The organism is Bradyrhizobium guangdongense, from assembly GCF_006483445.1.
GTDB classification, from domain to species: Bacteria; Pseudomonadota; Alphaproteobacteria; order Rhizobiales; family Xanthobacteraceae; genus Bradyrhizobium; species Bradyrhizobium guangdongense_A.
The window spans coordinates 21,106-43,319 of sequence record NZ_PPPT01000066.1 but is presented as its reverse complement, the minus strand read 5'-3'; the positions used below and the strand labels follow the sequence as shown (position 1 = coordinate 43,319).

The 22,214-nt window shown below is 64.8% G+C and carries 22 protein-coding genes; 10 read left to right on the top strand and 12 right to left on the bottom strand.

Annotation, left to right across the window (positions count from 1 at the left end):
• Positions 1 to 40 precede the first annotated feature (40 nt).
• From C2U70_RS09770 to C2U70_RS09745, 6 genes are all read right to left on the bottom strand, one after another.
• On the bottom strand, positions 41 to 439 hold the full coding sequence (locus C2U70_RS09770) for a type II toxin-antitoxin system HicB family antitoxin (RefSeq protein ID WP_140977795.1): 399 nt from the start codon (positions 437 to 439) through the stop codon (positions 41 to 43).
• Between the two features lie 5 nt (positions 440 to 444).
• Positions 445 to 633 carry a type II toxin-antitoxin system HicA family toxin gene (locus C2U70_RS09765; RefSeq protein WP_140977794.1) on the bottom strand — a complete coding sequence of 63 codons (189 nt, stop codon included), beginning with the start codon at positions 631 to 633 and terminating at the stop codon, positions 445 to 447.
• Between the two features lie 48 nt (positions 634 to 681).
• Complete coding sequence (locus C2U70_RS09760) at positions 682 to 1,143, bottom strand: DUF3237 domain-containing protein (RefSeq protein ID WP_140977793.1); 462 nt, start codon at positions 1,141 to 1,143, stop codon at positions 682 to 684.
• A gap of 11 nt (positions 1,144 to 1,154) precedes the next feature.
• Positions 1,155 to 2,471: a TRAP transporter large permease gene (locus C2U70_RS09755; protein WP_140977792.1), complete on the bottom strand. Its 1,317-nt coding sequence runs from the start codon at positions 2,469 to 2,471 to the stop codon at positions 1,155 to 1,157.
• Between the two features lie 2 nt (positions 2,472 to 2,473).
• Positions 2,474 to 2,983 carry a TRAP transporter small permease gene (locus tag C2U70_RS09750; protein WP_140977791.1) on the bottom strand — a complete coding sequence of 170 codons (510 nt, stop codon included), beginning with the start codon at positions 2,981 to 2,983 and terminating at the stop codon, positions 2,474 to 2,476.
• 72 nt (positions 2,984 to 3,055) lie between these two features.
• Entirely contained in the window at positions 3,056 to 4,072 is a 1,017-nt protein-coding gene (locus tag C2U70_RS09745) for a TRAP transporter substrate-binding protein (RefSeq protein WP_140977790.1), read from the bottom strand.
• A 410-nt stretch (positions 4,073 to 4,482) separates the two neighbouring features.
• Here C2U70_RS09745 and C2U70_RS09740 point away from each other — a divergent pair, with 410 nt between their 5' ends.
• On the top strand, positions 4,483 to 4,902 hold the full coding sequence (locus C2U70_RS09740) for a PaaI family thioesterase (RefSeq protein WP_140977789.1): 420 nt from the start codon (positions 4,483 to 4,485) through the stop codon (positions 4,900 to 4,902).
• A 138-nt stretch (positions 4,903 to 5,040) separates the two neighbouring features.
• Here the strand turns inward: C2U70_RS09740 and C2U70_RS09735 are convergent, their stop codons facing one another.
• The gene (locus C2U70_RS09735; protein WP_140977788.1) at positions 5,041 to 5,922 is read right to left on the bottom strand and encodes a LysR family transcriptional regulator; all 882 of its coding nucleotides are present in this window, start codon (positions 5,920 to 5,922) and stop codon (positions 5,041 to 5,043) included.
• A gap of 121 nt (positions 5,923 to 6,043) precedes the next feature.
• On the opposite strand from C2U70_RS09735, the gene C2U70_RS09730 reads away from it, so the two are divergent.
• The gene (locus tag C2U70_RS09730; RefSeq protein ID WP_140977787.1) at positions 6,044 to 6,667 is read left to right on the top strand and encodes a pyridoxamine 5'-phosphate oxidase family protein; all 624 of its coding nucleotides are present in this window, start codon (positions 6,044 to 6,046) and stop codon (positions 6,665 to 6,667) included.
• 175 nt (positions 6,668 to 6,842) lie between these two features.
• Here the strand turns inward: C2U70_RS09730 and C2U70_RS09725 are convergent, their stop codons facing one another.
• Genes C2U70_RS09725 through C2U70_RS09715 form a run of 3 tightly spaced genes read right to left on the bottom strand, consistent with a single transcriptional unit; the run spans position 6,843 to position 10,387 of the window.
• Positions 6,843 to 7,574 (bottom strand): ABC transporter ATP-binding protein, encoded by a 732-nt coding sequence (locus C2U70_RS09725; RefSeq protein WP_140977786.1) that lies wholly within the window; start codon positions 7,572 to 7,574, stop codon positions 6,843 to 6,845.
• A complete protein-coding gene (locus C2U70_RS09720; protein WP_140977785.1) occupies positions 7,571 to 9,340 on the bottom strand; it encodes a branched-chain amino acid ABC transporter ATP-binding protein/permease in 1,770 nt (589 codons plus the stop codon). The genes C2U70_RS09725 and C2U70_RS09720 overlap by 4 nt, the downstream gene beginning before the upstream one ends.
• 6 nt (positions 9,341 to 9,346) lie before the next feature.
• The gene (locus C2U70_RS09715) at positions 9,347 to 10,387 is read right to left on the bottom strand and encodes a branched-chain amino acid ABC transporter permease (protein WP_186294161.1); all 1,041 of its coding nucleotides are present in this window, start codon (positions 10,385 to 10,387) and stop codon (positions 9,347 to 9,349) included.
• A 176-nt stretch (positions 10,388 to 10,563) separates the two neighbouring features.
• On the opposite strand from C2U70_RS09715, the gene C2U70_RS09710 reads away from it, so the two are divergent.
• Positions 10,564 to 11,073, top strand: coding sequence for a MarR family winged helix-turn-helix transcriptional regulator (locus tag C2U70_RS09710; protein ID WP_140977784.1), 510 nt, complete (start codon positions 10,564 to 10,566; stop codon positions 11,071 to 11,073).
• Positions 11,074 to 11,082: 9 nt separating this feature from the next.
• Here C2U70_RS09710 and C2U70_RS09705 read toward each other — a convergent pair whose 3' ends face one another.
• Positions 11,083 to 13,179 carry an EAL domain-containing protein gene (locus C2U70_RS09705; protein ID WP_140977783.1) on the bottom strand — a complete coding sequence of 699 codons (2,097 nt, stop codon included), beginning with the start codon at positions 13,177 to 13,179 and terminating at the stop codon, positions 11,083 to 11,085.
• 237 nt (positions 13,180 to 13,416) lie between these two features.
• On the opposite strand from C2U70_RS09705, the gene C2U70_RS09700 reads away from it, so the two are divergent.
• From C2U70_RS09700 to C2U70_RS09670, 7 genes are read left to right on the top strand one after another with little or no spacing between them, the layout of a single operon-like run.
• Complete coding sequence (locus C2U70_RS09700) at positions 13,417 to 13,683, top strand: helix-turn-helix domain-containing protein (protein WP_140977782.1); 267 nt, start codon at positions 13,417 to 13,419, stop codon at positions 13,681 to 13,683.
• Between the two features lie 34 nt (positions 13,684 to 13,717).
• On the top strand, positions 13,718 to 15,718 hold the full coding sequence (gene hyfB, locus C2U70_RS09695) for a hydrogenase 4 subunit B (RefSeq protein ID WP_140977781.1): 2,001 nt from the start codon (positions 13,718 to 13,720) through the stop codon (positions 15,716 to 15,718).
• Positions 15,715 to 16,671: a respiratory chain complex I subunit 1 family protein gene (locus C2U70_RS09690; RefSeq protein WP_140977780.1), complete on the top strand. Its 957-nt coding sequence runs from the start codon at positions 15,715 to 15,717 to the stop codon at positions 16,669 to 16,671. Before hyfB ends, C2U70_RS09690 begins: the two co-directional genes overlap by 4 nt.
• Before the next feature lies 1 nt (position 16,672).
• Entirely contained in the window at positions 16,673 to 17,335 is a 663-nt protein-coding gene (locus C2U70_RS09685) for a hydrogenase-4 component E (RefSeq protein WP_140977779.1), read from the top strand.
• Positions 17,332 to 18,771 (top strand): hydrogenase 4 subunit F, encoded by a 1,440-nt coding sequence (locus C2U70_RS09680; RefSeq protein WP_140977778.1) that lies wholly within the window; start codon positions 17,332 to 17,334, stop codon positions 18,769 to 18,771. The genes C2U70_RS09685 and C2U70_RS09680 overlap by 4 nt, the downstream gene beginning before the upstream one ends.
• Positions 18,772 to 18,775: 4 nt before the next feature.
• Entirely contained in the window at positions 18,776 to 20,284 is a 1,509-nt protein-coding gene (locus C2U70_RS09675; RefSeq protein WP_140977777.1) for a hydrogenase expression protein HypE, read from the top strand.
• 4 nt (positions 20,285 to 20,288) lie between these two features.
• On the top strand, positions 20,289 to 20,813 hold the full coding sequence (locus C2U70_RS09670) for an NADH-quinone oxidoreductase subunit B family protein (RefSeq protein ID WP_140977776.1): 525 nt from the start codon (positions 20,289 to 20,291) through the stop codon (positions 20,811 to 20,813).
• A gap of 44 nt (positions 20,814 to 20,857) precedes the next feature.
• Here the strand turns inward: C2U70_RS09670 and C2U70_RS09665 are convergent, their stop codons facing one another.
• Complete coding sequence (locus tag C2U70_RS09665) at positions 20,858 to 22,141, bottom strand: glycerate kinase type-2 family protein (RefSeq protein WP_140977775.1); 1,284 nt, start codon at positions 22,139 to 22,141, stop codon at positions 20,858 to 20,860.
• Positions 22,142 to 22,214 lie beyond the last annotated feature (73 nt).

Below are 22,214 nucleotides of genomic sequence, written 5' to 3'. Positions count from 1 at the left end.
ACCCATAACCCCGGGGAGTGGTTCTGGACGCTCCGGCGACTCACGCAGCTTCAGCGATCAACTTTTTCGCCGCTTGAGCGAGTAATCCTGATCGCGTGAAGCCGTGCGCTTCTGCGTAGCGGTCGATCTGCTCCAGCACGTCGCCGGGCAATGTGACATTGACGCGAACCACTTTCGGCTGCTCGTCCTTCACCGAAACGAGAATGGCGACGCCTGAGCGGTTTTCGGGATCCGACATGATCTCTTCGAGAGACGACGGCTCAGGAATGGCCTCTCCGTCTTCGGCCAAACCTTCGAGATGAAGCGCCAACGCTTCCTCGGCCATGTCGCGCGCGTCATCGAGCGTCGTCCCCGCCGTGACAACGCCAGGGAGATCGGGAAAAGACACGCCGAAATCGCTGTCGGCATCCTTGTGAATAAGACCGATGTAGTGACGCATGCGCGCTACCTCAGCTTCAGACCGGATTGCTTCTCGATGCTCTTGAGGGTCCCGAGCGGGATATCCCGCTTGGGATGGGGGACGGTGACGCGGCCCGTTTTCGTCGGGTGCTTGAATTGGGTGTGGCTGCCTTTTTGAGCCACTTGGACCCAGCCATCCCTCTGAAGGGCCGAGATGATTTCTCGGCTATTCATGGTGTGTATTTATACACACAAGATCGCGGATGTCAATATTCCAGGCCCTCACATCACCTGATGCACATCGATCACCACGCGGTCGGCATGGCGCGCGGCCGAGGCGACAAAGATGTGTTCCATCAGCCAGCGGTACTTTTCGTGTCCGGTCTCGAACTTCGGCACGGTGCGGAAGTAGATCAGTTTTGGATCGACCGGCTCGCCGCGCTTGAGCTTTTGTAGCAGGTCGACCGGGCCGAAGCGCATGCCCTTGTTCTCCACATAGACGGTGGCGCCGTCGTCGGTCTCGAAGGCGTATTTGGCTTCGAGATCGATCAGCTCGTTGGGACGGATGATCTGGAAGTCGGCGCCGAACGGCAGCACTTTGCCGGTGACCGCGCCGGTGACCTCGCCGCCGATGATGGGGATGATGCGTCGAACGCCGGTGCCGGTCTCACCCGCCGTGACGACGTCGCCGATGCGCACGGTGAGGGTGAAGACGTATTTCGTCTCGATCGTCGGGGTGCTCATCGCATCACCTCTTACTGCATCATGCGCGTCGGCAACCACGTCGCCAGCAGCGGGAAGGCGATCAGGATCACGAGGCGGATCAGGTCGGTGACGACGAAGGGAATGACGCCCTTGAAAATCGTGGAGAAGGAGACGTCCTTTACCACGCTTTTGATGACAAAGACGTTCATCCCCACCGGTGGATGGATCAGGCCGAGCTCGACCGTCATCACGATGATGACGCCGAACCAGATCGGATCAAAACCGAGATGCGTGACCACGGGGAAGATGATCGGCACGGTGAGGATAATCATCGCCATCGCGTCCATCAGGCAGCCGAGCACGAGATACATCACCATGATCAGCGCCAGCACGCCGTAAGGGCCGATGCCGAGGCCGGTGAGGAATTCCGTGACCTTCTGCGGTGTCTGCGTCACCGTCAGGAAATAGCCGAAAATCAGCGCGCCGATCAGCACGGTGAACACCGCGGCTGCGGTGCGCGTCGCCTGCAAGAGCGAGGCGAGGATCTTTTCCTTGTCCAGCCGCCCAGTGAGCACGCCGATGATGAAGGCGCCGGCGGCGCCGACACCGCCGGCTTCGGTCGGCGTGAAGCGCGGCAGATAGGGCAGGCCGTAGAGACCGCCGATGACGAAGATGAACAGCAGCACCGGCGCCCAGATCTCCTTCAATCCGGCAAACCGTTCGCGCCAGGGCAGCACCTTGCCCTTGGGCAGGAAATCGGGGCGGAAATAGCCGATCAGGGCGATGGTGATCATGTACATGGTCATCGCGAGCAGACCCGGAATGATACCGGCGATGAAGAGCTTGCCGATGTCCTGCTCGGTGATGATGCCGTAAACGGCGAGCACGGTAGACGGCGGCAGCATCGCACCCAGCGTGCCGCCGGCCGCGATCACGCCTGTCGCAAACGACTGCGGATAGCCGAAGCGGCGCATCTCGGGATAGGCGACCGCGGAGAAGGTCGCGGCAGTCGCGACCGACGAGCCGCAGATCGCGGCAAAACCGCCGCAGGCGCCGACGGTGGCGATGCCGAGACCACCGCGCAGATGCCCGACAAAGCCGTTGGCGGCGCGGAACAGCTCGCGGCTCATGCCGGAATGGCTGACGAAGGAGCCCATCAGCAAAAACATCGGGATGACGCCGAAGGTGTAGTCGGTGACCGTGCGCATCGAGGTCTGGCCGACGAGCTTCAGCGCGGCGGTGCCATTGACGAGATAGGCGAAGCCGGACACGCCGACGAGGCCCATGGCCATGCCGACGGGCACGCGCAGCAGCATCAAGGCGAACAGTGAAACGAAGCCGATTACGGCGACGGCATCGGTGCTCATGTCTACTCCGTCGCCTTGAATTTGGGATCGTGCATGTCTTCGGGATGGAAGATCAGCCGGTAGGTGCGGATCGCGATCAGCAGCACGGCGGAGACGTCGCCGATCCAGGCGATCGCGAAGAACGGCCAGGTCGGCATGTGCATGTCGAAGGTCAGGACGTTGTCGTTATAGGTGCCGCGCACCTTGTCGAACAACGTCCAGGTCTGCACGGTGACGACGAACAGCAGCACCAGCGTTGCGAACACGTCGATCCAGCGCTGGTAACGCGGCCCAACATTGCCCCAGACCAAGTCGACCGTGATGTGGGTGCCGCGATAGGATGTCGCTGCGATGCCCCAGAAGATGAGGATGCCGAGCAGCATGCGGCCGATGTCGAAGGAATCGGGGATCGAATAGTTCAGCGTGTTGCGCAACAGGACCGACAGGAAGATGTCGAGCGCGACGATGCCGACGAAACCGGCTGCGATCCATTCGATCGAGTCGATCACGCGATCCATCCAGGCGCGTTTCATGTGCTGAATGCCCCAGTTTGCAGGAAAAAGGCGGCGGGAGGATTCCCGCCGCCGCTTCTGTTTCGGTCGAAATTATTCAGCCAGCGCGTTGTACTTCTTCAGCGAAGCCTTCAGCTCGGTCAGCGCCGCATCCGGGTCGCCGCCGTTCTTTTTGACGCCGTCGCCCCAGGTCTTGACCAGCGGCTCGGCGGCCTTCTTCCACTGCGCGGTCTGCTCCGGCGTCAGCTTGTAGACCTCGTGGCTGGACTCGGCCTTGACCTTGTCGATGCCGGCGTCCTCGAACTTGCCCCAGTGTTCGCCGACGACGCCCGCCATCTCGGTCGAGCAGTTCTTGTCGATCGCGGCCTTCTGCTTGTCGGACATCGCATTGTACTTGTCCTTGTTCATCACGAACACGAAGGTCGTGACGTAGAGTGGCGCGTCCATGTCGTACTTCGTCACCTTGTCGATGCCGAACAGCACCAGCGAGCCCCAGGGGAAGGTGACGCCGTCGGCGACGCCGCGCTCGATGATGTCGCGGACCTCAGGCGCGGACGACTGCACATTGGTGCCGCCGAGCGACGTCACGAAGTTCGCCATGGTGGCGTGCGCCGGGCGGATCTTCATGCCCTTCACGTCCTCGGGCACCACGATCTTCTTGGTCTTGGAATGGAAGGAGGAGGGGGAATGGATGAAGGCGAGGCAGTATTTGACGTCCTTCATCTCCTTCTCGGCGTATTTGCGATACCAGGCATCGAGGCCCGCCGAGCCGCCCTTGGCATCCGAGATCAGGAACGGCAATTCGCCGGCGCCGATGATCGGGAAGCGGCCGGGCTGATAGCCGGGATTGACATAGGTGACGTCGGCGATCCCGTCGCGGGCCATGTCGTAATGGTCAAACGCCTTGCCGAGCTGTTGTGCCGGGAAAACCTTGCCCTTGATGGTGCCGCCGGAATCCTTCTCCACGGCCGCGGCCCAATCCTCCAGCGATTTCTGCAGCGGATGCGAAGCCGGCACCCAGTGCGAGATCTTCAATTCGAAGGTCCTGTCCTGCGCAAACGCAGGCGTCACGCTGGCAGCCACCAGCAACGCCAACCACGCTTTCCTCATCGACGTCTCTCCCTTTCAAGTGAGCGCAGGCTTCGTTGGCCCGGTCTCGTTAGTTAACATGTTATCTATCTTATACGTTTGTTCAAGCCGGAACAGGCGGCCTGCGGCCTTACGCCGACACCGCCTTATCGCGATGCGGCGAACCCCACTCCTTCTGCCCAAACGTTATAGGTCATAATTATCGCGGGCGGATGATGGCCACAAGCGAGGGCCTCAGGCGAGGCGGACAGAAGCGGTGCGACAAAAGTCGCAAGGCCTGGTCACCCCTGCGTAACCGGCGCGCCGTTCGCTATCCGCACAGGTCGGGCCGTTTCAAACGTTTGCGCAAATCCCGTTTAAAACTTTGTAGGTGATGAACTCGTCACGCCGTTCGCGTTCAATAGACCAAAGCCAATCAACGCGAGCGACAGATGACACAGACCGATATCCCCCAAGGTTTTGAGCCGCATTTCCGCAAGAGCCCTTTCACCGATCCCTGGGAGCCGCTCTATTCAAAGCGCACCGAGAAGGCGGTCGTCATGGCGTTGCGGCTGGCAAAGCCCCACACCAACGCTCGTGGCCTGATCCATGGCGGTCTGATCGCGTCCCTCGCCGATAACGCGATGGGCTATAGCTGCGCGCAAGCAACGGGCTGGACCACGTCTTTCGTGACGATCACGCTTGCGGTCGATTTTGTCGGCTCGGCCGAGATCGGCCAATGGCTTGCGGTCGAAAGCGAGGTGATCAAGACGGGCTCGACGATCTGCTTTGCGCAGAGCCTGATCAAGGCGGACGACGCCGTGATCGCGCGCGCCAACGGCACATTCCGCGTGGTGCCGAAGAAGGGGTGACGGTTTTCGTGTCCCGGACGCGGTGCGGCGCGAAGTGCCGCTCCGCAGAGCCGGGACCCATTGCGGTGTGGGCCCCGGATCAGCAGCGCATCACGCTGCGAAGGGCGGCGCGCTGCGCAGCATCCGGGGCACGAGATCTTACCCGAACTTCCAGTCCGTCGTCTCCACCACCACGTCGATAAACGTCCGCACCTTTGCCGAGAGCAGGCGCGACGTCGGATAGACGACGTGGACCGGCAATTTCGGCTGCTCATATTTTGCGAGCACGATCTTCAGCTTTCCGCGCTTCAGGAGATCGGCCGCCTGATAGGCCAGCACGCGCGTCACGCCGCCGCCTTGCTCGGCATATTGCAGCACGGCGTCGGCGCTGTTGCTGGAGAAGCGCGGGGATGGCGTCACCTCGACATCGCCGGTGTCGCGGACAAAGCGCCAGGGCGTCGGGCCGAACTGGATGGTCTGATGCGCGAGCAAATCGTCCGGCGTCTTCGGCTCGCCATGGCGCTTGAGATAGTCGGGCGAGGCGACCACGATCCGCCGCATCTCGCCGACCTGGCGGGCGACCAGCGAGGAATCGGCGAGGTGGCCGATCCTGACCGCGACATCGACGGCGTCCTCGACGAGGTTGATGAGATGATCCGACAGTCGCAACTCACCGGTGACATCAGGATAGCGCTTCAGGTAGGCGGACATGACAGGGCCGACATGGAGCCGGCCGAAGCCGACGGGAGCGGAGACGACGAGCCGGCCGCTCGGCCGGGTGCGCTCCTCTTGCGCCGAACTGTCGGCCTCCTCGACATCGGCGAGAATCCGCCGGGCGCGCTCGAGATAGCGCCGGCCGACATCGGTCAGCGTGACAGAACGTGTGGTCCGCTGCAGCAGCCGTGCGCCGAGATGCTCTTCCAGCGAGGCGATCAGCCGCGTCACGGCCGAGGGCGACAGCCGCCGCTTGCGCGCCGCCGGTGCAAAGCCGCTGAGATCGGCGACGGTGACGAACACCTGCATGGCTTCGAGGCGGTCCATGCCATTATTGCATATATTGCAATGATGAAGTGTCAAGACGGAAGATTGTTTTAAGTGAGGGAAGGAGCACCTTAAGGACCGAAAGACGCGAAAATCGCGCCGGAGTTTCAGGAGAAGTCCGATGGATTCTGCGCTCACCTATCCAAGCGACGTCGCCTTTACCCCCGCGGTGAAGTCGATCCAGACCCGAAAGGGCTCGCGCGAGGCCTATGCCCATGCCGAGCAGCGCGGCTGGCGCACCGAGGTCGATGAAAACCTCGCTGCGTTCCTGGCCGATGCCAACAGCTTCTACTTCGCCACGGCCGCGGCCGACGGCCAGCCCTATATCCAGCATCGCGGCGGACCGAAGGGTTTTCTGAGGGTGCTGGACAAGCAGACGCTGGCTTTCACCGACTACGCCGGCAACCGGCAATACATCACGCAGGGAAACCTGTCCGAGAATCCCAGGGCCTATATCTTCGTGATGGACTACGCCCATCGCCGCCGCGTGAAGATCTGGGGCGAGGCGCGCGTGGTCGAGGACGATCCGGCGCTGGTGCAATCGCTGATGCCGAAAGGCTACAAGGCGCGGCCCGAGCAGGTGATCCTGTTCAAGATCACGGCCTGGGACACGAACTGCCCTCAGCATATTCCGCAGAAGTTTGATGCGGCGGATGTTGCGGCGGCGCTTGCCCAACGCGATGCACGGATTGCGGAGCTGGAGGCGGAAGTGGCCGCGCTGAAGGGTGAGAAGGTTACGAACTAGGCTTCGCCGCACGGTCGGTGCACCCTCTCCCCTTGTGGGAGAGGGTGGCTTCGATGTGGAGCATCGAAGCCGGGTGAGGGGTATCTATCCCCACGAGCAGTCTCACGAGTGGCGAGAACCCCTCATCCGGCGCTTCGCGCCACCTTCTCCCACAAGGGGAGAAGGAAGAAAGGCGCTACACCGTGCTGGCGCCTTCGTGCTGGAAGCCGAGATAGCTTGCCGCGACGCGCTCATTGGCGGCGATGTCGCTTGCCTTGCCGCTGAGCACGAATTCGCCGAGCTCCATGACATAGGCCTGGTCGGCGATCTTCAGCGCCGCCTGCGCGTTCTGTTCGACCAGCAGCACGGACACGCCACTGGCGCGCAGCTCCGTGACGATGCGAAAGATGTCGGCGACGATGATCGGCGCGAGGCCGAGGCTCGGCTCGTCCAGCATCAACAGTTTTGGCGCGCCCATCAGCGCGCGGCCCATCGCGAGCATCTGCTGCTCGCCGCCCGAGAGCGTGCCGGCGAGCTGCTTGCGCCGCTCCTTCAGCCGCGGAAACAGGCCGTAGACCCGCTCCATCGAGGATTTCATCTGCGCCTTGCCGATGCGGAAGGCCCCTAACTCGAGATTGTCCTCGACGTTCATGGTGACGAACAATTCGCGGTGCTCGGGCACAAGGCCGAGGCCCATCGCGACGCGATCCTCGATCTCGTAGCGGGCGAGATCCTGGCCGGCGAAGGTGACGCGGCCCTTCAGCGGCAAGACGCCCATGATGGCCGAGAGCAGCGTGGTCTTGCCCGCGCCATTGGCGCCGACAATGGTGACGATCTCGTTCTCGCCGACTTCGAGCGAAACCGAACGGACCGCTTCGACCTTGCCATAGGCGACGTGCGCGTCGGTGACTGACAACAGCGCGCTCATGCCGCCACTCCGAGATAGGCCTTGATCACTTCGGGATTGGTCTTGATCGTGGCGGGCGTGCCTTCCGCGATCTTGGTGCCGAAATCGAGCACCACGATACGGTCGGCCAGATTCATCACAAAGCCCATGTCGTGCTCGACCAGCAGCACGCTCATGCCGCCGTCGCGCAGATCACGCAGCAGCTTTGCGAGCTGCTGCTTCTCCATGTGGCGAAGGCCCGCGGCGGGCTCGTCGAGCAGCAGCAGCATCGGGTCGACGCAGAGCGCGCGTGCGATCTCGACGATGCGCTGCTGTCCCAGCGACAGCGAGCCCGCGAGCTGGTGCATCTGGTCGCCGAGGCCGACGCGCTCGATCTGGCGGGCAGCTTCCGCGAGCAGCTTTGCCTCATCGGCGCGGTCGAGCCGCAGCATCGAGGAGATCGGGCCGGAATGTCCGCGCAGATGCGCGCCGATCGCGACGTTCTCCAGCACGGTCATGTCGGGAACCAGTTTTACGTGCTGGAAGGTTCTGCTGATGCCGAGCTTGACGATTTCCTGCGGCGGGGCGTTGTCGACCTTCTTGCCGAGCACCGAGATCGAGCCGGCGGTGGCGCTGAGCACGCCGGTGATCAGGTTGAAGGTCGTGCTCTTGCCGGCGCCGTTCGGGCCGATCAGCGCCACGATCTCGCGGGCCTGGACGTCGAAGGAAACGTTGTTGACCGCGATCACGCCGCCGAACTGTTTTCGCGCCTTGTCGACCTGGAGCAGGATGTTGGACTGGCCGGGCGTACGCTCGCGCGCGGGGAGGGTGAGCGAGGTGTCGGGCTTCTTGCCGACGGCCTTTTGCGGCAGGAACGACATCAGCCAGGGCCAGAGGCCGCCGGGTGCGAGCTGGAGCAGCAGCACCAGCATGATGCCGAACACGATGGTCTCGACCTGCCCGGAGCCCTGCACGATCAGCGGCAGGTAGCTCTGCAGCACTTCTTTCAGGATCACGACGATGGCCGCACCCAGCACGCCGCCCCAGACATAGCCGGCGCCGCCGACGACCGCGATGAAGAGATATTCGATGCCGGCCTGCGCGCCGAACGGCGTCGGGTTCACCGCGCGCTGCAGATGGGCGTAGAGCCAGCCGGAGAGGCCGGCCAGCACGGCCGCATGGATGAACACCAGAAGTTTTGCGCGCGGCGTGTGTACGCCGAAGGCCTCGGCCGCAATATGGCCCCGCCGCAGTGCGCGGATGGCGCGACCGGTGCGGGAGTCCAGCAGGTTGACCGTCACCAGTGCCGAGAGGATCACCGCAATCCAGACCGCGTAATAGATCGAGCCCGGATCCAGCATCTTGTATGAGCCGATCGACAGCGGCGGGATCGCCGAGATGCCGTCGTTACGGCCCAGGAATTCGAGCTTGCTGAAGAGATAGAACAGGCCGAGCCCCCAGGCGAGCGTGCCGAGCGGCAGGTAGTGGCCGGAGAGACGGACGGTGATCAGCCCGAGCAGCACCGCGAACAGGCCGCTGACCAGGAGCGACAGCGGCAGCGTCAGCCAGGGCGAGACGCCATAGGCCGTCGACAGCACGGCGGTCGTGTAGGCACCGAAACCGACGAACGCCGCCTGCCCGAACGAGGTGAGGCCGCCGACGCCGGTGAGCAGCACCAGCCCCATCGCGACCAGCGCGGCAAGGCCGATATTGTCCAAGAGCACGATCCAGAACGGCGGCATGCCCGGAATGAACGGGATCGCCGCCATGATGAGCGCAAAGATGAGAATGGGAAGCCGTCCGTTCATCGCGCGTCAGTCCTTCTCTTCCTCGACCGCTGGAGCTGCGAGCGAGCGCAGCAGCAGCACGGGGATCAGCAGCATGAAGACGATGACCTCCTTGTAGTTCGAGGCATAGAAGGACGAGAACGCCTCGACGATGCCGACGACGAGCGCGGCGACCGCGGTCAGCGGATAGCTCACGAGCCCGCCGATGATCGCGGCGACGAAACCCTTCAGGCCGATCAGGAAGCCGCTGTCGTAATAGAGCGTCGTGATGGGGACGACGAGGATGCCCGACAGCGCGCCGATGACGGAGGCGAGCAGGAAGGCGATCTGTCCCGACAGCGAGGTACGGATGCCGGCAAGCCGTGCGCCGAGCCGGTTGACGGCGGTGGCGCGCAGCGCCTTGCCGTAGCGCGTCCAGCCGAAGAACAGCCAGAGGCCGACGATGAAGGCGATGGTGATGCCGTAAACCGTGATGCTCTGACCGGTGAAGCGTAGGCTCCCGGCGGTGAACGCGGTCGTCAGCACGGCGGGCCCGCGCTGGCCTTCGGCGCCGAAGAACAGCAGCCCCAGCCCCTGCAGCGCCAGATGCACGCCGACCGAGGCGATCAGCAGCACCAGCACCGAGGTGTGCGCCAGCGGCTGGAACACGATGCGATAGAGATACACGCCGATCATCGCGACGATCACCAGCGACAGCGCCATGGAAACCGGCACCGGCGCCTTCTGGCCGGCATAGGTCAGCGTCAGCGCCAGCACGATGGCCGGCAGCACCACATTGGCAGCAAGGCTGCGGGCGATCAGCCGGCCATGCAGCGCCTTGCGCGCCGCGAACAGATCGAGCGCGAAAGCCACGATGCCCATGGCGAGCGCGAGTTTTGCCGTGCCCGGCATCTGGCCGGAGGCCAGCGAGGCATAGGTCAGCGCGCCGTAGGTGACGAACTCGCCTTGTGGAATGAGGATGACGCGGGTGACGGCAAATACCAGCACCAGCGCCAAGCCGAGCAGCGCGTAGATCGCGCCATTGGTGATGCCATCCTGCACCAGGAACAGCATGATGGTCGTGTTCAAGCCGGACGCTCCCCCTCGATGTCCGGACCGGCGCCGCCTTTCGCGGTGGATGGTCCGTTCACAGCCATTGAAATTCGCTGACGATATTTGATATGGTCCATAACAATTATCAAATATAACATCAAGGGCGGCGGAACGACCCAGCCCCAATTTAGCGGGATTGCGAGCAGCAGGCGATGACCGTTTCCAAAGCCGTTGAAAAATCAGGGGAAGCGACCAGGTCGCGCAAGGACGCCGGGGACAGCCCGGCCGAGGCGCTGCACCTTGGCGAGCTCTCCGAGCAGCTCGGCTACGTGCTCAAGCGCGCCCAGCTCAAGGTGTTCGAGAACTTTTTGCGCTGCGTCGCCTCGCTGCAGCTCACGCCGGCACAGTTCTCCGTGCTGCTGCTGGTCGAGCAGAACCCCGGCCGTAACCAGACCGAGATCGCCTCCACGCTCGGCATTTTGCGCCCGAACTTCGTGGCGATGCTGGACAATCTGGAGAGCCGCGACCTCTGCGCGCGGATCCGCTCCACCAACGATCGCCGCTCGCATATCCTGGTGCTGACCGACAAGGGCAAGGCGGTGCTGACCCGCGCCAAGAAGCTGGTCGCCACCAAGCACGAGGCGCGGCTCAACGAGCTGTTAGGGGCCGCCAACCGCGACGCCCTGATCGCGATGCTCTCGAAAATCGCGAACGAGTTTTGAGCCGGACGATCAGGCCGCCGCGAAGCGGCCGGGCACGGCCGGTGCCTCAGTCGACAGGAACTTGCGCTCGATCTCGGCAGCCGGCAGTGGGCGGCTGAACAGAAAACCCTGGACCTCCGTGCATCCTTCGGCCGCGATGCAGGCGAGCTGCTCCTGCGTCTCCACGCCCTCCGCCGTCGCCGCCATCCCCATGCCGCTTGCGAGCGCGGCGATGGCGCGAACGATGTTGAGCGAGCCGGCATCGGTCGCGATGTCGCGGATGAAGGAACGGTCGATCTTGATCTTGTCGAACGGGAAGCACTGGAGATAGGTCAGCGACGAATAGCCGGTGCCGAAATCGTCCATCGCGATGCGGATGCCGAGCGCGCGCAGGCGATGCAGCATCGCCAGCGTACCCTCCTTGTCCTGGAGCAGGACGCTCTCGGTAATCTCGATCTCGAGCCGTCGCGCATCGAGTCCCGAGCCCGCCAGTGCGCTGACGATCACCTCGGCGAGGCCGGGATGATGGAACTGGGCGGCCGAGATGTTGACCGCGACGTGCAGCCGGTCCGGCCAGCGGCTCGCCGTCATGCAGGCCTGGCGAATCACCCATTCGCCGATCGGCACGATGAGGCCGATCTCCTCGGCCAGCGGAATGAAACTGTTCGGGGGGATCAAGCCCCGCTCGGGATGCCGCCAGCGGATCAGGGCCTCGACGCCCGTGACCCCGCCGGTCCCGGTCTGCACCAGCGGCTGATAGTGCAGCTCGAGCTCGCCCGCGGCCAGCGCCTTGCGCAGGTCGTGCTCCAGCGCGCGGCGGCTTTGCACCTGCTCGTCCATCGCGGGCTCGAAGAAGCGGTAGGTGCCGCGGCCGTCGCTCTTGGCGCGATAGAGCGCCAGGTCGGCATTGCGCAGCGCGTGTTCCGGCGTTGCCCCATCGCCCGGCACGATGGCGAGCCCGACGCTTGCGCCGGCGGTCGTCTGCTGTCCGTCGAGCTCGAACGGCATGCTCATCTCTCTGATGATGCATTCGGCGAGGGCGCTTGCTTCGTTGCGGTCGCCGATCGGCGTCTGGAGAACGATGAATTCGTCGCCGCCCATGCGCGCAATCGTGTCGCAGGGGCGAACGAGCTTGCGCAGGCGCTCGCTGACACCCCTGAGGAGCGCATCGCCGGCGTGATGCCCGAGCGTATCATTGACGGACTTGAACTTGTCGAGATCGATGTGATGGATGGCAAAAGCTTCGCCCGACGTGAACGCCTGCTCGAGCCGCTGGTTGAGCAGGCTCCGGTTGGCGAGGTCGGTGAGCGCATCATGGTGTGCCATATGCGCAATCTTGAGCTCGGTCTGCCGTTGCTCGGTGATGTCCTCGTGCGTCGCCACCCAGCCGAGATCCGGCATGGGTCGGTGACGGATCTTGAAGGTGCGGCCGTTCTTCATCTCGACGATGCTGTCGATGGGTTCGGCCGAAACGGCGACCCCGGTTCGCCATGTCGCATATTCCGCGCGCGTCATCTCGGGAACGCTGCCGGCCTCGAAGCGCAGCTCGAAAATCTCCGACAGCGGCATGCCGGCACGAACGCGCTCAGGGGGCAATCCGTACATGTCGATGAAGAGCCTGTTGCACACGTTGAGGCGGTGATCGGCATCGAAGAAGCACAAGCCATGCGACATGTTGTTGATTGCGATGTCGAACTGCATGTTGCGTTGGTGCAGTCGGGCGCTCAGCTCCTCGCGCTCGGTGATGTCCTCATGGGTGGCCATGCCGCGGCCATCGGGCAGGGAATGAATGGCGTAGGCGATGATGCGTCCGTCCGCGAACTCCTGCACGGTTCGCTCGTCGCGGATCTCGCCCTCGGTGCGCGCGCGGACATAGTCTTTGGCCTCGCCGCGGACCTTCAGTCCGAGCTTCAGCCGATGCTCGATCAGCGTCTTGGTGGGCGTGCCCGGACGCACCTGGTCCGCCGACAGGCCGTACATCTGCATGTAGCGCTGATTGCAGAAGATGAGCTTGCGGTCTGCGTCGAACAGGACGATGCCGAGCGATAGATTATTCACGGCCTGTTCGAGCAGCCCGTTCAGCACATGCGGGTCGGTACCGGCGACCTGCTGGTCACGGTCGTCCATGGATCGTTTGCCCCCTTCAACGCCACGCCATTAGAGCAGAGACCGCTTTATCGTCGCCATGATCGGCCGCTTTCGCAGGCAGGTTCCTGAAGTTGCAGCGAATTTTGGGTTAAGGCGCTCCGCGGGGGACGAACGTCTTCTGATGTGCAGTGCAATATAATTGATGCTTGATGCATCATTTTACATGTATTAAGCTTGGCAATTAAGTCACTACGATTGCCACGGAGGTGCCGCCCCGTGATCACTGCCGCCCAACTTCGTGCCGCCCGGGCGCTGCTCGGGATCGACCAGCGCGAGCTCGCGCAGCGCTGCTCGCTGTCGCTGCCGACGATCCAGCGCATGGAAGCGTCCGAAGACGTGATTCGCGGCAACGTCGATTCGTTGATGAAGCTGGTCGAGGCGTTGGCCGCCGCCGGCATCGAATTGATCGGCGAAGGCGCCGCGTCCGCCGGCGGCGGGCGCGGGGTGCGGCTGAAGGCTCCACCGGGCGGGGACCGCAGATGACCGTACAGAGCCAATTCGCAATCCGGGAGCCGCGATGATTTCGGTGGTGCTATGGGCGGTGGCATGTCTGCTGGCGCTGGCGCCGGTTGGAATCGTGCTGTCGGCGCGGCCGCGCGGGTCGTTCATGCTCTACGGCGCCTGTCTCGTCCTCACCGCAACGCTGTGCATCACGGCAGTGCTCCATCTCCTCGATCCCGCCCATCCGGTGCTGCGTACGACGCTGCCGGTGGGCTTGCCGTGGCTCGGCGCGCATTTCCGCCTCGATGCGCTCTCCGCGTTCTTCCTCGTCGTCATCAATCTCGGCGGCGCGGCCGCGAGCCTGTTCGCGCTCGGCTATGGCCGCCATGAAGAGCAGCCGGGCCGCGTGCTGCCGTTCTATCCGGCCTATCTCGCCGGCATGAGCGTCGTCGTGCTCGCCAACGACGCTTTCAGCTTTTTGGTGGCCTGGGAGTTCATGTCGTTGACCTCCTGGGCGCTGGTGGTGTCGCATCATCGCGACGCCGAGAACATCCGCGCCGGCTACGTCTATCTCCTGATGGCAAGTTTTGGCACGCTCGCGCTGCTGCTGGCCTTCGGTGCGCTGGCGAGCGGCCCCGGCTACGATTTCGACGCGATCCGCGCCTCACATCCCTCCGCCGCGCTGTCGAGCCTGGTCGTGATTCTCGTGCTGCTCGGCACCGGCTCCAAGGCGGGCCTGGTGCCGCTGCATGCCTGGCTGCCGCTTGCCCATCCGGCAGCGCCCAGCCACGTGTCGGGCCTGATGAGCGGCGTGATGACAAAAGTCGCCGTCTACGGTTTTGTGCGCATCGTCTTTGATCTGCTGCCGGAACCTGAATGGTGGTGGAGCATGGTCGTGCTGCTTGCCGGCGGCCCGACCGCGACGCTGGGCGTGCTCTATGCGCTGATGCAACGCGACATCAAGCGCGTGCTCGCTTATTCCACCATCGAGAACATCGGCATCATCTTCACCGGCCTCGGGCTCGCGCTCGCCTTCAAGGCGCAGGGGCTCGACTGGGTGGCGGCGCTGGCCTTCACCGCGGCGCTGCTGCACGTCTTCAATCACGCGCTGTTCAAGAGCCTGTTGTTCTTCGGCGCCGGTGCGGTGCTGGAATCGACCGGCGTACGCGACATGGAGAAGCTCGGCGGGTTGATCCATCGGATGCCGAAGACGGCCTTCGCCATGCTGGTCGGCTGCGTCGCGATTTCGGCGCTGCCGCCGTTCAACGGATTCGTCTCGGAATGGCTGATGTTCCAGGCGATCCTGCTCTCGCCGCAACTGCCGTCCTGGGGGCTGAAACTGATCGTCCCCGCCATCGGCGGCCTGTTGGCGCTGGCGGCCGCGTTCGCCGCCGCCTGCTTCGTCAAGCTCTACGGCATCAGCTTCCTCGGTCGTCCGCGCTCGGACGTCGCAGCGTCCGCGCATGAGACCGACCGCTTCTCGCTGGCTGCGATGTTTTCGCTTGCCGCATTGTGTCTGCTGGCCGGCATCCTGCCCGGTCTGTTCATCGATGCGCTGGCGCCGGTGAGCAAGGCCATGGTCGGCAACGTCATGCCGCACCAGACCGGGCTGGAATGGTTGAGCGTCGTGCCGATCGCCGAAAGCCGCAGCTCGTATAACGGCCTCCTGGTCTTCGTTTTCGCCGCGTTGTGCGGCACGGCCGCGGCCTCCGCGATCCATCGCCTCGCCTCCGACCGGCTGCGCCGCGCGCCGGCCTGGGACTGCGGTTACCCGGATGCCGACCCCGCGATCCAGTACAGCGCATCGAGCTTTTCGCAGCCGATCCGCCGCGTGTTCGGCAGCCTCGTCTTCGCCGCCCGCGAAATCGGCGAGATGCCGCCGCCGTCCTCGCCGCGGCCCGCGCGCCTCACCGTCGAGATGCGCGACCTGATCTGGGACGGCCTGTACGGGCCGATCGCGATTGCGATCGGTTTCGCCACCATTCGTATCAACGTCCTGCAGTTCCTCACCATCCGCAGCTATCTGACGCTGGTTTTCGTGGCTTTGATCGTGCTGCTGCTCGTGGTGTCGCTATGAACGTGCTGCGCGACATCTTCTCGCAGGGCGCCCAGATGCTGCTGGTGCTGCTGCTGGCGCCGCTGCTCACCGGCTTCGTGCGCAAGGCCAAGGCGCGGCTGTTGCGTCGGCGCGGGCCGCCGCTGCTGCAGCCCTATCGCGACCTGGTCCGCCTGATGCGCAAGGACGTCGTGCTCGCCGACAACGCCTCATGGCTGTTCCGCGTGATTCCCTATCTGATGTTCGCCGGCACCTGGGTGGCGGCCTCCCTGGTGCCGACCTTCGGCAACGGCCTCTTGTTCTCCTGGACCGCCGATCTCATCGCCATCATCGCGCTGCTCGGCAGCGCGCGGTTCTTCCAGGCGCTCGCCGGCATGGACGTCGGCACCGCCTTCGGCGGCATCGGGTCCAGCCGCGAAGTGATGATCGCAACGCTGGCCGAGCCCGCGATCCTGATGACGGTGTTCGCGGTCGCGATGATCGCGGGGTCGACCCAGCTCTCCACCGTGGCCGAGTTCATGGGCTCCGATGCGGTCGGCCTGCGCGTATCGCTGGGCATGGCATTCGTCGCACTGACCATTGTGGCGCTCGCGGAGAATGCCCGCATCCCCGTCGACAATCCCGCGACCCATCTCGAACTCACCATGGTGCACGAGGCCATGGTGCTGGAATATTCCGGCCGCCACCTTGCGCTGATCGACCTGTCCTCGCAGCTCAAGCTGCTGCTCTATGTCTCGCTGATCGCCTGCGTGTTCGTGCCCTGGGGGACGGCAACCGCCGACGCCAGTGCAGCGACACTGGCGCTGGGGGCGCTGCTCTACATTGGCAAGCTGACGGTCTTCGGCTTCCTGCTTGCACTGTTCGAGACGTCGATCGCCAAGATGCGGGTATTCCGGATCCCGGAGTTCCTGGGGGCGGCGCTGATGCTGGCGTTGCTCGCAACCCTGCTGCGCTTCGTGTCGGGGAGCCTCTGAGATGAGCAGCCTTCAGTTCGACATCGCTCATCTGCTTGCCGGCTCCCTGGTGCTGGCAAGCTTCATGATGCTCTATCAGGACCGGCTGTATTCCCTGCTCAACGTCTATGCGCTGCACGCGAGCGTCCTGGCGCTGTCGGTCGCCTGGCAGGCCTATGTGCAGGCCGCGCCGCATCTCTACGTCACCGCGCTGATCGCGCTGGTCTTCAAGGCCATCATCATCCCGGTGGCGCTGCACCGGATCATCAAGCGGCTCGGCATTCATCGCGAGATCGAGAACGTGATCGGCATCGGGCTCACCATGATGGCCGGCATCGGTCTGGTCGCGCTGTCGATGGTCGTCATGCTGCGGGTCACGCCCGGCGCGGACGCGCTGGCGCGCGAGGACCTCGCCTTCGCGCTCTCGGTGGTGCTGCTCGGTCTCCTGATCATGGTGACGCGGCGCAACGCCGTTAGCCAGGTCGTCGGCTTCATGTCGCTGGAGAACGGGCTGGTGCTGGCCGCGACCGGCGCCAAGGGCATGCCGCTGGTGGTCGAGATCAGCGTCGCCTTCTCGGTGCTGATCGCCTTCATCGTGATCGGCATCTTCCTGTTCCGCATTCGCGAGCGCTTCGACAGCGTGGACGTGCAAGCGCTCGACCGCTTCAGGGGAGAGCGCCGATGAGCTTCGACGCGCTCACCGCGATCCTCCTGATCCCGGGGGTCTCCGCCGCGCTATTGGCCGTTCTGCCGGGCTACGCGTTGACGGCCCGGTTCAACGTCGTGGCGACGTTGGCTACCTTCTTGACCTCGCTGTCGCTGTTCGTGGTCGAGCCGAGTTCGGGGCAATATCTCCTGGTCGACGACCTCAACAAGGTCTTCATCGTGTTGACGACCTTCGTCGGCTTCACCACGTCGGTGTTCAGCGCGAGCTACATCCATCACGAGATCGAGACCGGGCGGCTGACGCCGACCTTCCTGCGCTTCTATCACGCGATGTACCAGACGCTGATGTTCGCCATGAACCTCGCGCTGGTCGCCAACAATATCGGCCTGATGTGGGTCGCCGTCGAGGTCGCGACGCTGACGACGGTGCTGATGGTCGGCATCTACCGCACCCATGAGGCGCTGGAGGCCGCCTGGAAGTATTTCATCCTCGGCAGCGTCGGCATCGCGCTCGCGCTGTTCGGCACCATCCTGGTCTATATGTCGGCGCGGCCCGTGGTGGGCGAGGGGCTCGACGGAATGGTGTGGACCGTGCTGGTGGCGCATGCCTCGCAATTCGATCCCGCGCTGCTCAACGTCGCCTTCGTATTCCTCTTGCTCGGCTACGGCACCAAGGTCGGGCTCGCGCCGCTGCACGCCTGGCTGCCCGACGCCCACGCCGAAGGCCCGACGCCGATCTCGGCGGTGCTGTCGGGCCTGCTACTCAACGTCGCGCTCTATGCGCTGCTGCGCTTCAAGATGATGCTCGCGGTCAATCCCGCGGCGATTGCGCCGGGACCGCTTATGGTCACGATGGGGTTGATCTCCGTGATCTTCGCCTCGCTCATGCTCTACCGCCGCCGCGACATCAAGCGCATGTTCGCCTATTCCTCGATCGAGCATATGGGCATCATCGTGTTCGCTTTCGGCATGGGCGGGCCGCTGGCGAATTTCGCCGGCCTGCTGCACATGACCATGCACTCGCTGACCAAGTCGGCGATCTTCTTCGCCGTCGGCCACATCGCGCAGGTCAAGGGCACGCAGAAGATCGCCGATATCGGCGGACTGACGGTCACCAATCCCGTGCTCGGCTGGGGCCTGATGCTCGGCGTCGTCGCTATCGTCGGCCTGCCGCCGCTCGGCATCTTCATGAGCGAATTCCTGGTCGTCAGCTCGACCTTCGCACGGGCGCCATGGCTGACGGCGATCCTGGTACTCGGCATCATCATCGCGCTCGGCGGGCTCCTGCTGCGGACAGGCGTCGTGATGTTCGGCGAGCCCAAGGGACCGACCGCGCCGGCAGAGGCTTCCTATGTGCCGATGTTCACGCATCTGGCGCTGGTCGCGATGGCCGGCGTCTATCTGCCGCCGGCGCTGGTGACCGGCTTCACCAATGTCGCGAAGCTGTTGGGGTGACGCGATGGGCCTTCTCGACCACATCCCTCATCAGAGCACGGTGCCCGCACATCGGCCCTGGCCCCGCGCGGTGGTCGCGGAGGAGGGTTGGCGTGCCGCGATCGACCAACTGGTCGCAGGCCGGGCGACGCTGCTTGGGTTCTGGGGCGAGCCGGCCGCCGTGCACATGGCGCTGCTCGATGCGGCGTCGGCAGAGATCGCGGTCGTCACTTACGAATGCGCTTCCGGTTCCTTCCCGAGCGTCGCGATCGATCATCCGCCTGCGCTGCGGCTGGAACGGACCATCCACGATCTCTTCGGCCTGATGCCCCTTGGTGGCGGCGACAGGCGGCCGTGGCTCGATCATGACGTCTGGGGACAATCCGGGCCGCTCGCCGGTCGCAGCGTTGCGCGCGCCACGGTGCCATATGAATTCCTGCCGGCCGAAGGCGAGGGGCTGCACCAGGTCGCAGTCGGCCCGGTCCATGCCGGCATCATCGAACCCGGCCACTTCCGTTTCACCGCCAATGGCGAGCATGTGGTGCGGCTGGAGCAATGGCTCGGCTACACCCACAAGGGCATCGAATCCCTGATGCAGGGCGCGAGCCTGGAGGCTGCCGCCAGGCTCGCCTGCCGCACCTCCGGCGACAGCGCCGTCGCCTATGCCTATGCGTTTGCGCTTGCCGTGGAAGCGGCGCTCGGGATCGAGCCGCCCCGGCGCGCGATCTTCTTGCGGGCGCTGATGGCGGAACTCGAGCGGCTGGCCAATCATTTCGGCGACATTGGCGCCATCTGCAATGATGCGTCCTTTGCGCTGATGCATGCCCAGACCGGCGTGCTGCGCGAGCGCTGCCTGCGGGCGGCGGATGCCGCCTTCGGTCATCGCCTGATGATGGACGTCATCGTGCCCGGCGGCGTGGCGCGCGACATGTCCTCGTACGGCATCCCCGCCATGCAGGCCCTGCTCGCCGAGATCAAAAAGGTGTTTCCACGCCTGATCGAGCTCTATGACAACACGACGTCCTTACAGGACCGCACCGTCACCACCGGGATCGTGAAGACCGAGTACGTGCGCCAGTTCGGTGCCGGCGGCTATGTCGGCCGCGCCTCGGGCCGGGACTTCGATACACGGCGGGCGATCCCTTATGCGCCCTACGGCGCATTGTCGTTCGATGTGCCGGTGTTGGACGCGGGCGACGTCAACGCGCGGGTCTGGATTCGCATCCGTGAGGTCGAGCAGAGCGTTGCACTGATTGCGCAGATCCTGGACCGCCTCGCGCCGGGCGAGATCAGGACCGCACTGCCGGCCGGACGCGGGCCTTGCGAAGGCCTGGCGCTCGCCGAAGCGTTTCGCGGCGACGTACTGGTCTGGCTGCGGCTCGATGGCGAGAACCGCATCGAACGCTGCCACCTGCGCGACGCCTCCTGGTTCCAGTGGCCGCTTCTGGAGACGGCGATCGAAGGCAACATCATCGCCGACTTCCCGCTGTGCAACAAATCGTTCAACTGCTCCTATTCGGGCGCGGACCTCTAGAGCCATGCGCAAGACCCTGCTCGAAAGCCTCACCCACGGTTCGCTGACGGAGCCAGCACCGCCGCCGGACGAAGCGGCGCTGGCCGAGCTTGTGCGAACGGTCGACCGTGCCGCGCAGGCAAAACTCGGCCGCTCGCTCGCGATCCGTCAGGTCGATGCCGGCTCCTGCAACGGCTGCGAGCTGGAAATCCACGCGCTGTCGAACGCCTTCTACGACCTCGAGCGTTTCGGTCTCCGCTTCGTCGCCTCGCCCCGCCACGCCGACGTGCTGCTGGTGACGGGTCCCGTGACGAAGAACATGCGGCAGGCGCTGGAGCGGACGTTCAACGCCACGCCCGATCCGAAATGGGTGGTCGCGGTGGGCGGCTGCGCTGTCGACGGCGGCATTTTCAGAGGCAGCTACGCCTGCGTCGGCGGCGTCTCCGACGTCGTGCCGGTCGACCTGCACATCAAGGGCTGCCCGCCGACGCCGACCGATCTGCTGAAGGGCCTGCTTGCGCTGCTGGAGCATGTCGGCGGGAAGGGGTGAGGCGGACTCCGTCATTGCTTCGCTGACGATGAGCGGCCGCAGCCTCACTCCACCAAAATCACCCTGACATCGTTCACATTGGTCAGCGTCGGGCCCGGCAGCAGCAGGTCGCCCGTCGTCTCGAAGAACGTCGTTGCGTCGTTATTGTCCAGATAGGCTTGCGGCGCGAGTTGTTGCGCCTTCATCTTCGCAAACGTCGTCGCGTCGATCAGCGCGCCGGCAGGATCGGTTGGCTTTCCGCCACCGCCATCGGCGCCGTCGGTGTCGCCAGCGAGCGCGGCGATGCCGGGCTTATCCTTGAGCAGGTCGGCGAGCGCCAGCGCATATTCCTGGTTGGGGCCGCCGCGACCATTGCCGCGCACCGTCACCGTCAGCTCGCCGCCGGAGACGATCGCCACGCGCTTGCCATGCGCGCGCGCGGCAAGCGCGAGTTTTGCGTGATCGGCGGCGACCTCGCGCGCCTCGCCCTCGAGATCGGCGCCGAGATCGATCACTTCATAGCCGGCGTCCTTCGCCAGCTTCACCGCGGCATCGAGCGACTGCTTTGGACGCGCGATCAATTCGAACCGGGTGCGCGCAAAGGCGGGGTCGCCGGGCTTGCAGCTTTCGTTATTGGGATCATCAAGCGCGCGGCGCACGGCGTCGTCGAGCGCGAGCTTGTAGCGTGCGACCAGCGCGCGCGCATCGGCCAATGTGGTCGGGTCGGGTACGGTGGGACCGGAGGCGATCGCGGAGGGGTCGTCATGCGGCACGTCCGAGATCGCGAGCGTCACGATCTCGGCGGCGTTCTGGCCGGCGCGTGCGAGCCGCCCGCCCTTGATGCGCGACAGATGCTTTCGCACCGTGTTCATCTCGCCGATCGGCGCTCCCGAGCGCAGCAGCGCGCGGTTGACCGCCTGCTTCTGCGCAAAGTTGATACCTTCGACGGGCGCGATCCAGTTCGCGGAGCCGCCGCCGGAGAGCAACACCAGAAGCAAATCGTCAGGCCCCGCCTGCCGCGCCAGCTCCAGCGTCTCGGCCGCGGCCTTGAGGCCGGCCTCGTCGGGCACGGGATGGCCGGCCTCGACGACGCGGATGCGTTGCGTCGGCACGCCATGGCCGTGACGCGTGGTGGCGATGCCGACCAGGCGGTCCGGCGCCAGCCCCAGTTTGTCGAGGTAGTGACGTTCCGCGGCGGCCGCCATGGCGCCCGCGCCCTTGCCGGCGGCGAGGCAGATGACGCGGCCCTTCGGCGGCGGGCCGAGATGCCGCGCCAGCACCACGTCGGGATGGGCGGCGGCAACGGCAGCGTCGTAGATGGCGCGAAGGAGAGGGCGTCGGTCAGCCATGAAGAAGCTTTCGTTCTGGTATCCGTCATACCTAGCGCATCGACCGCAAAAGTGTAAGCCGGGCCTTGCAGGC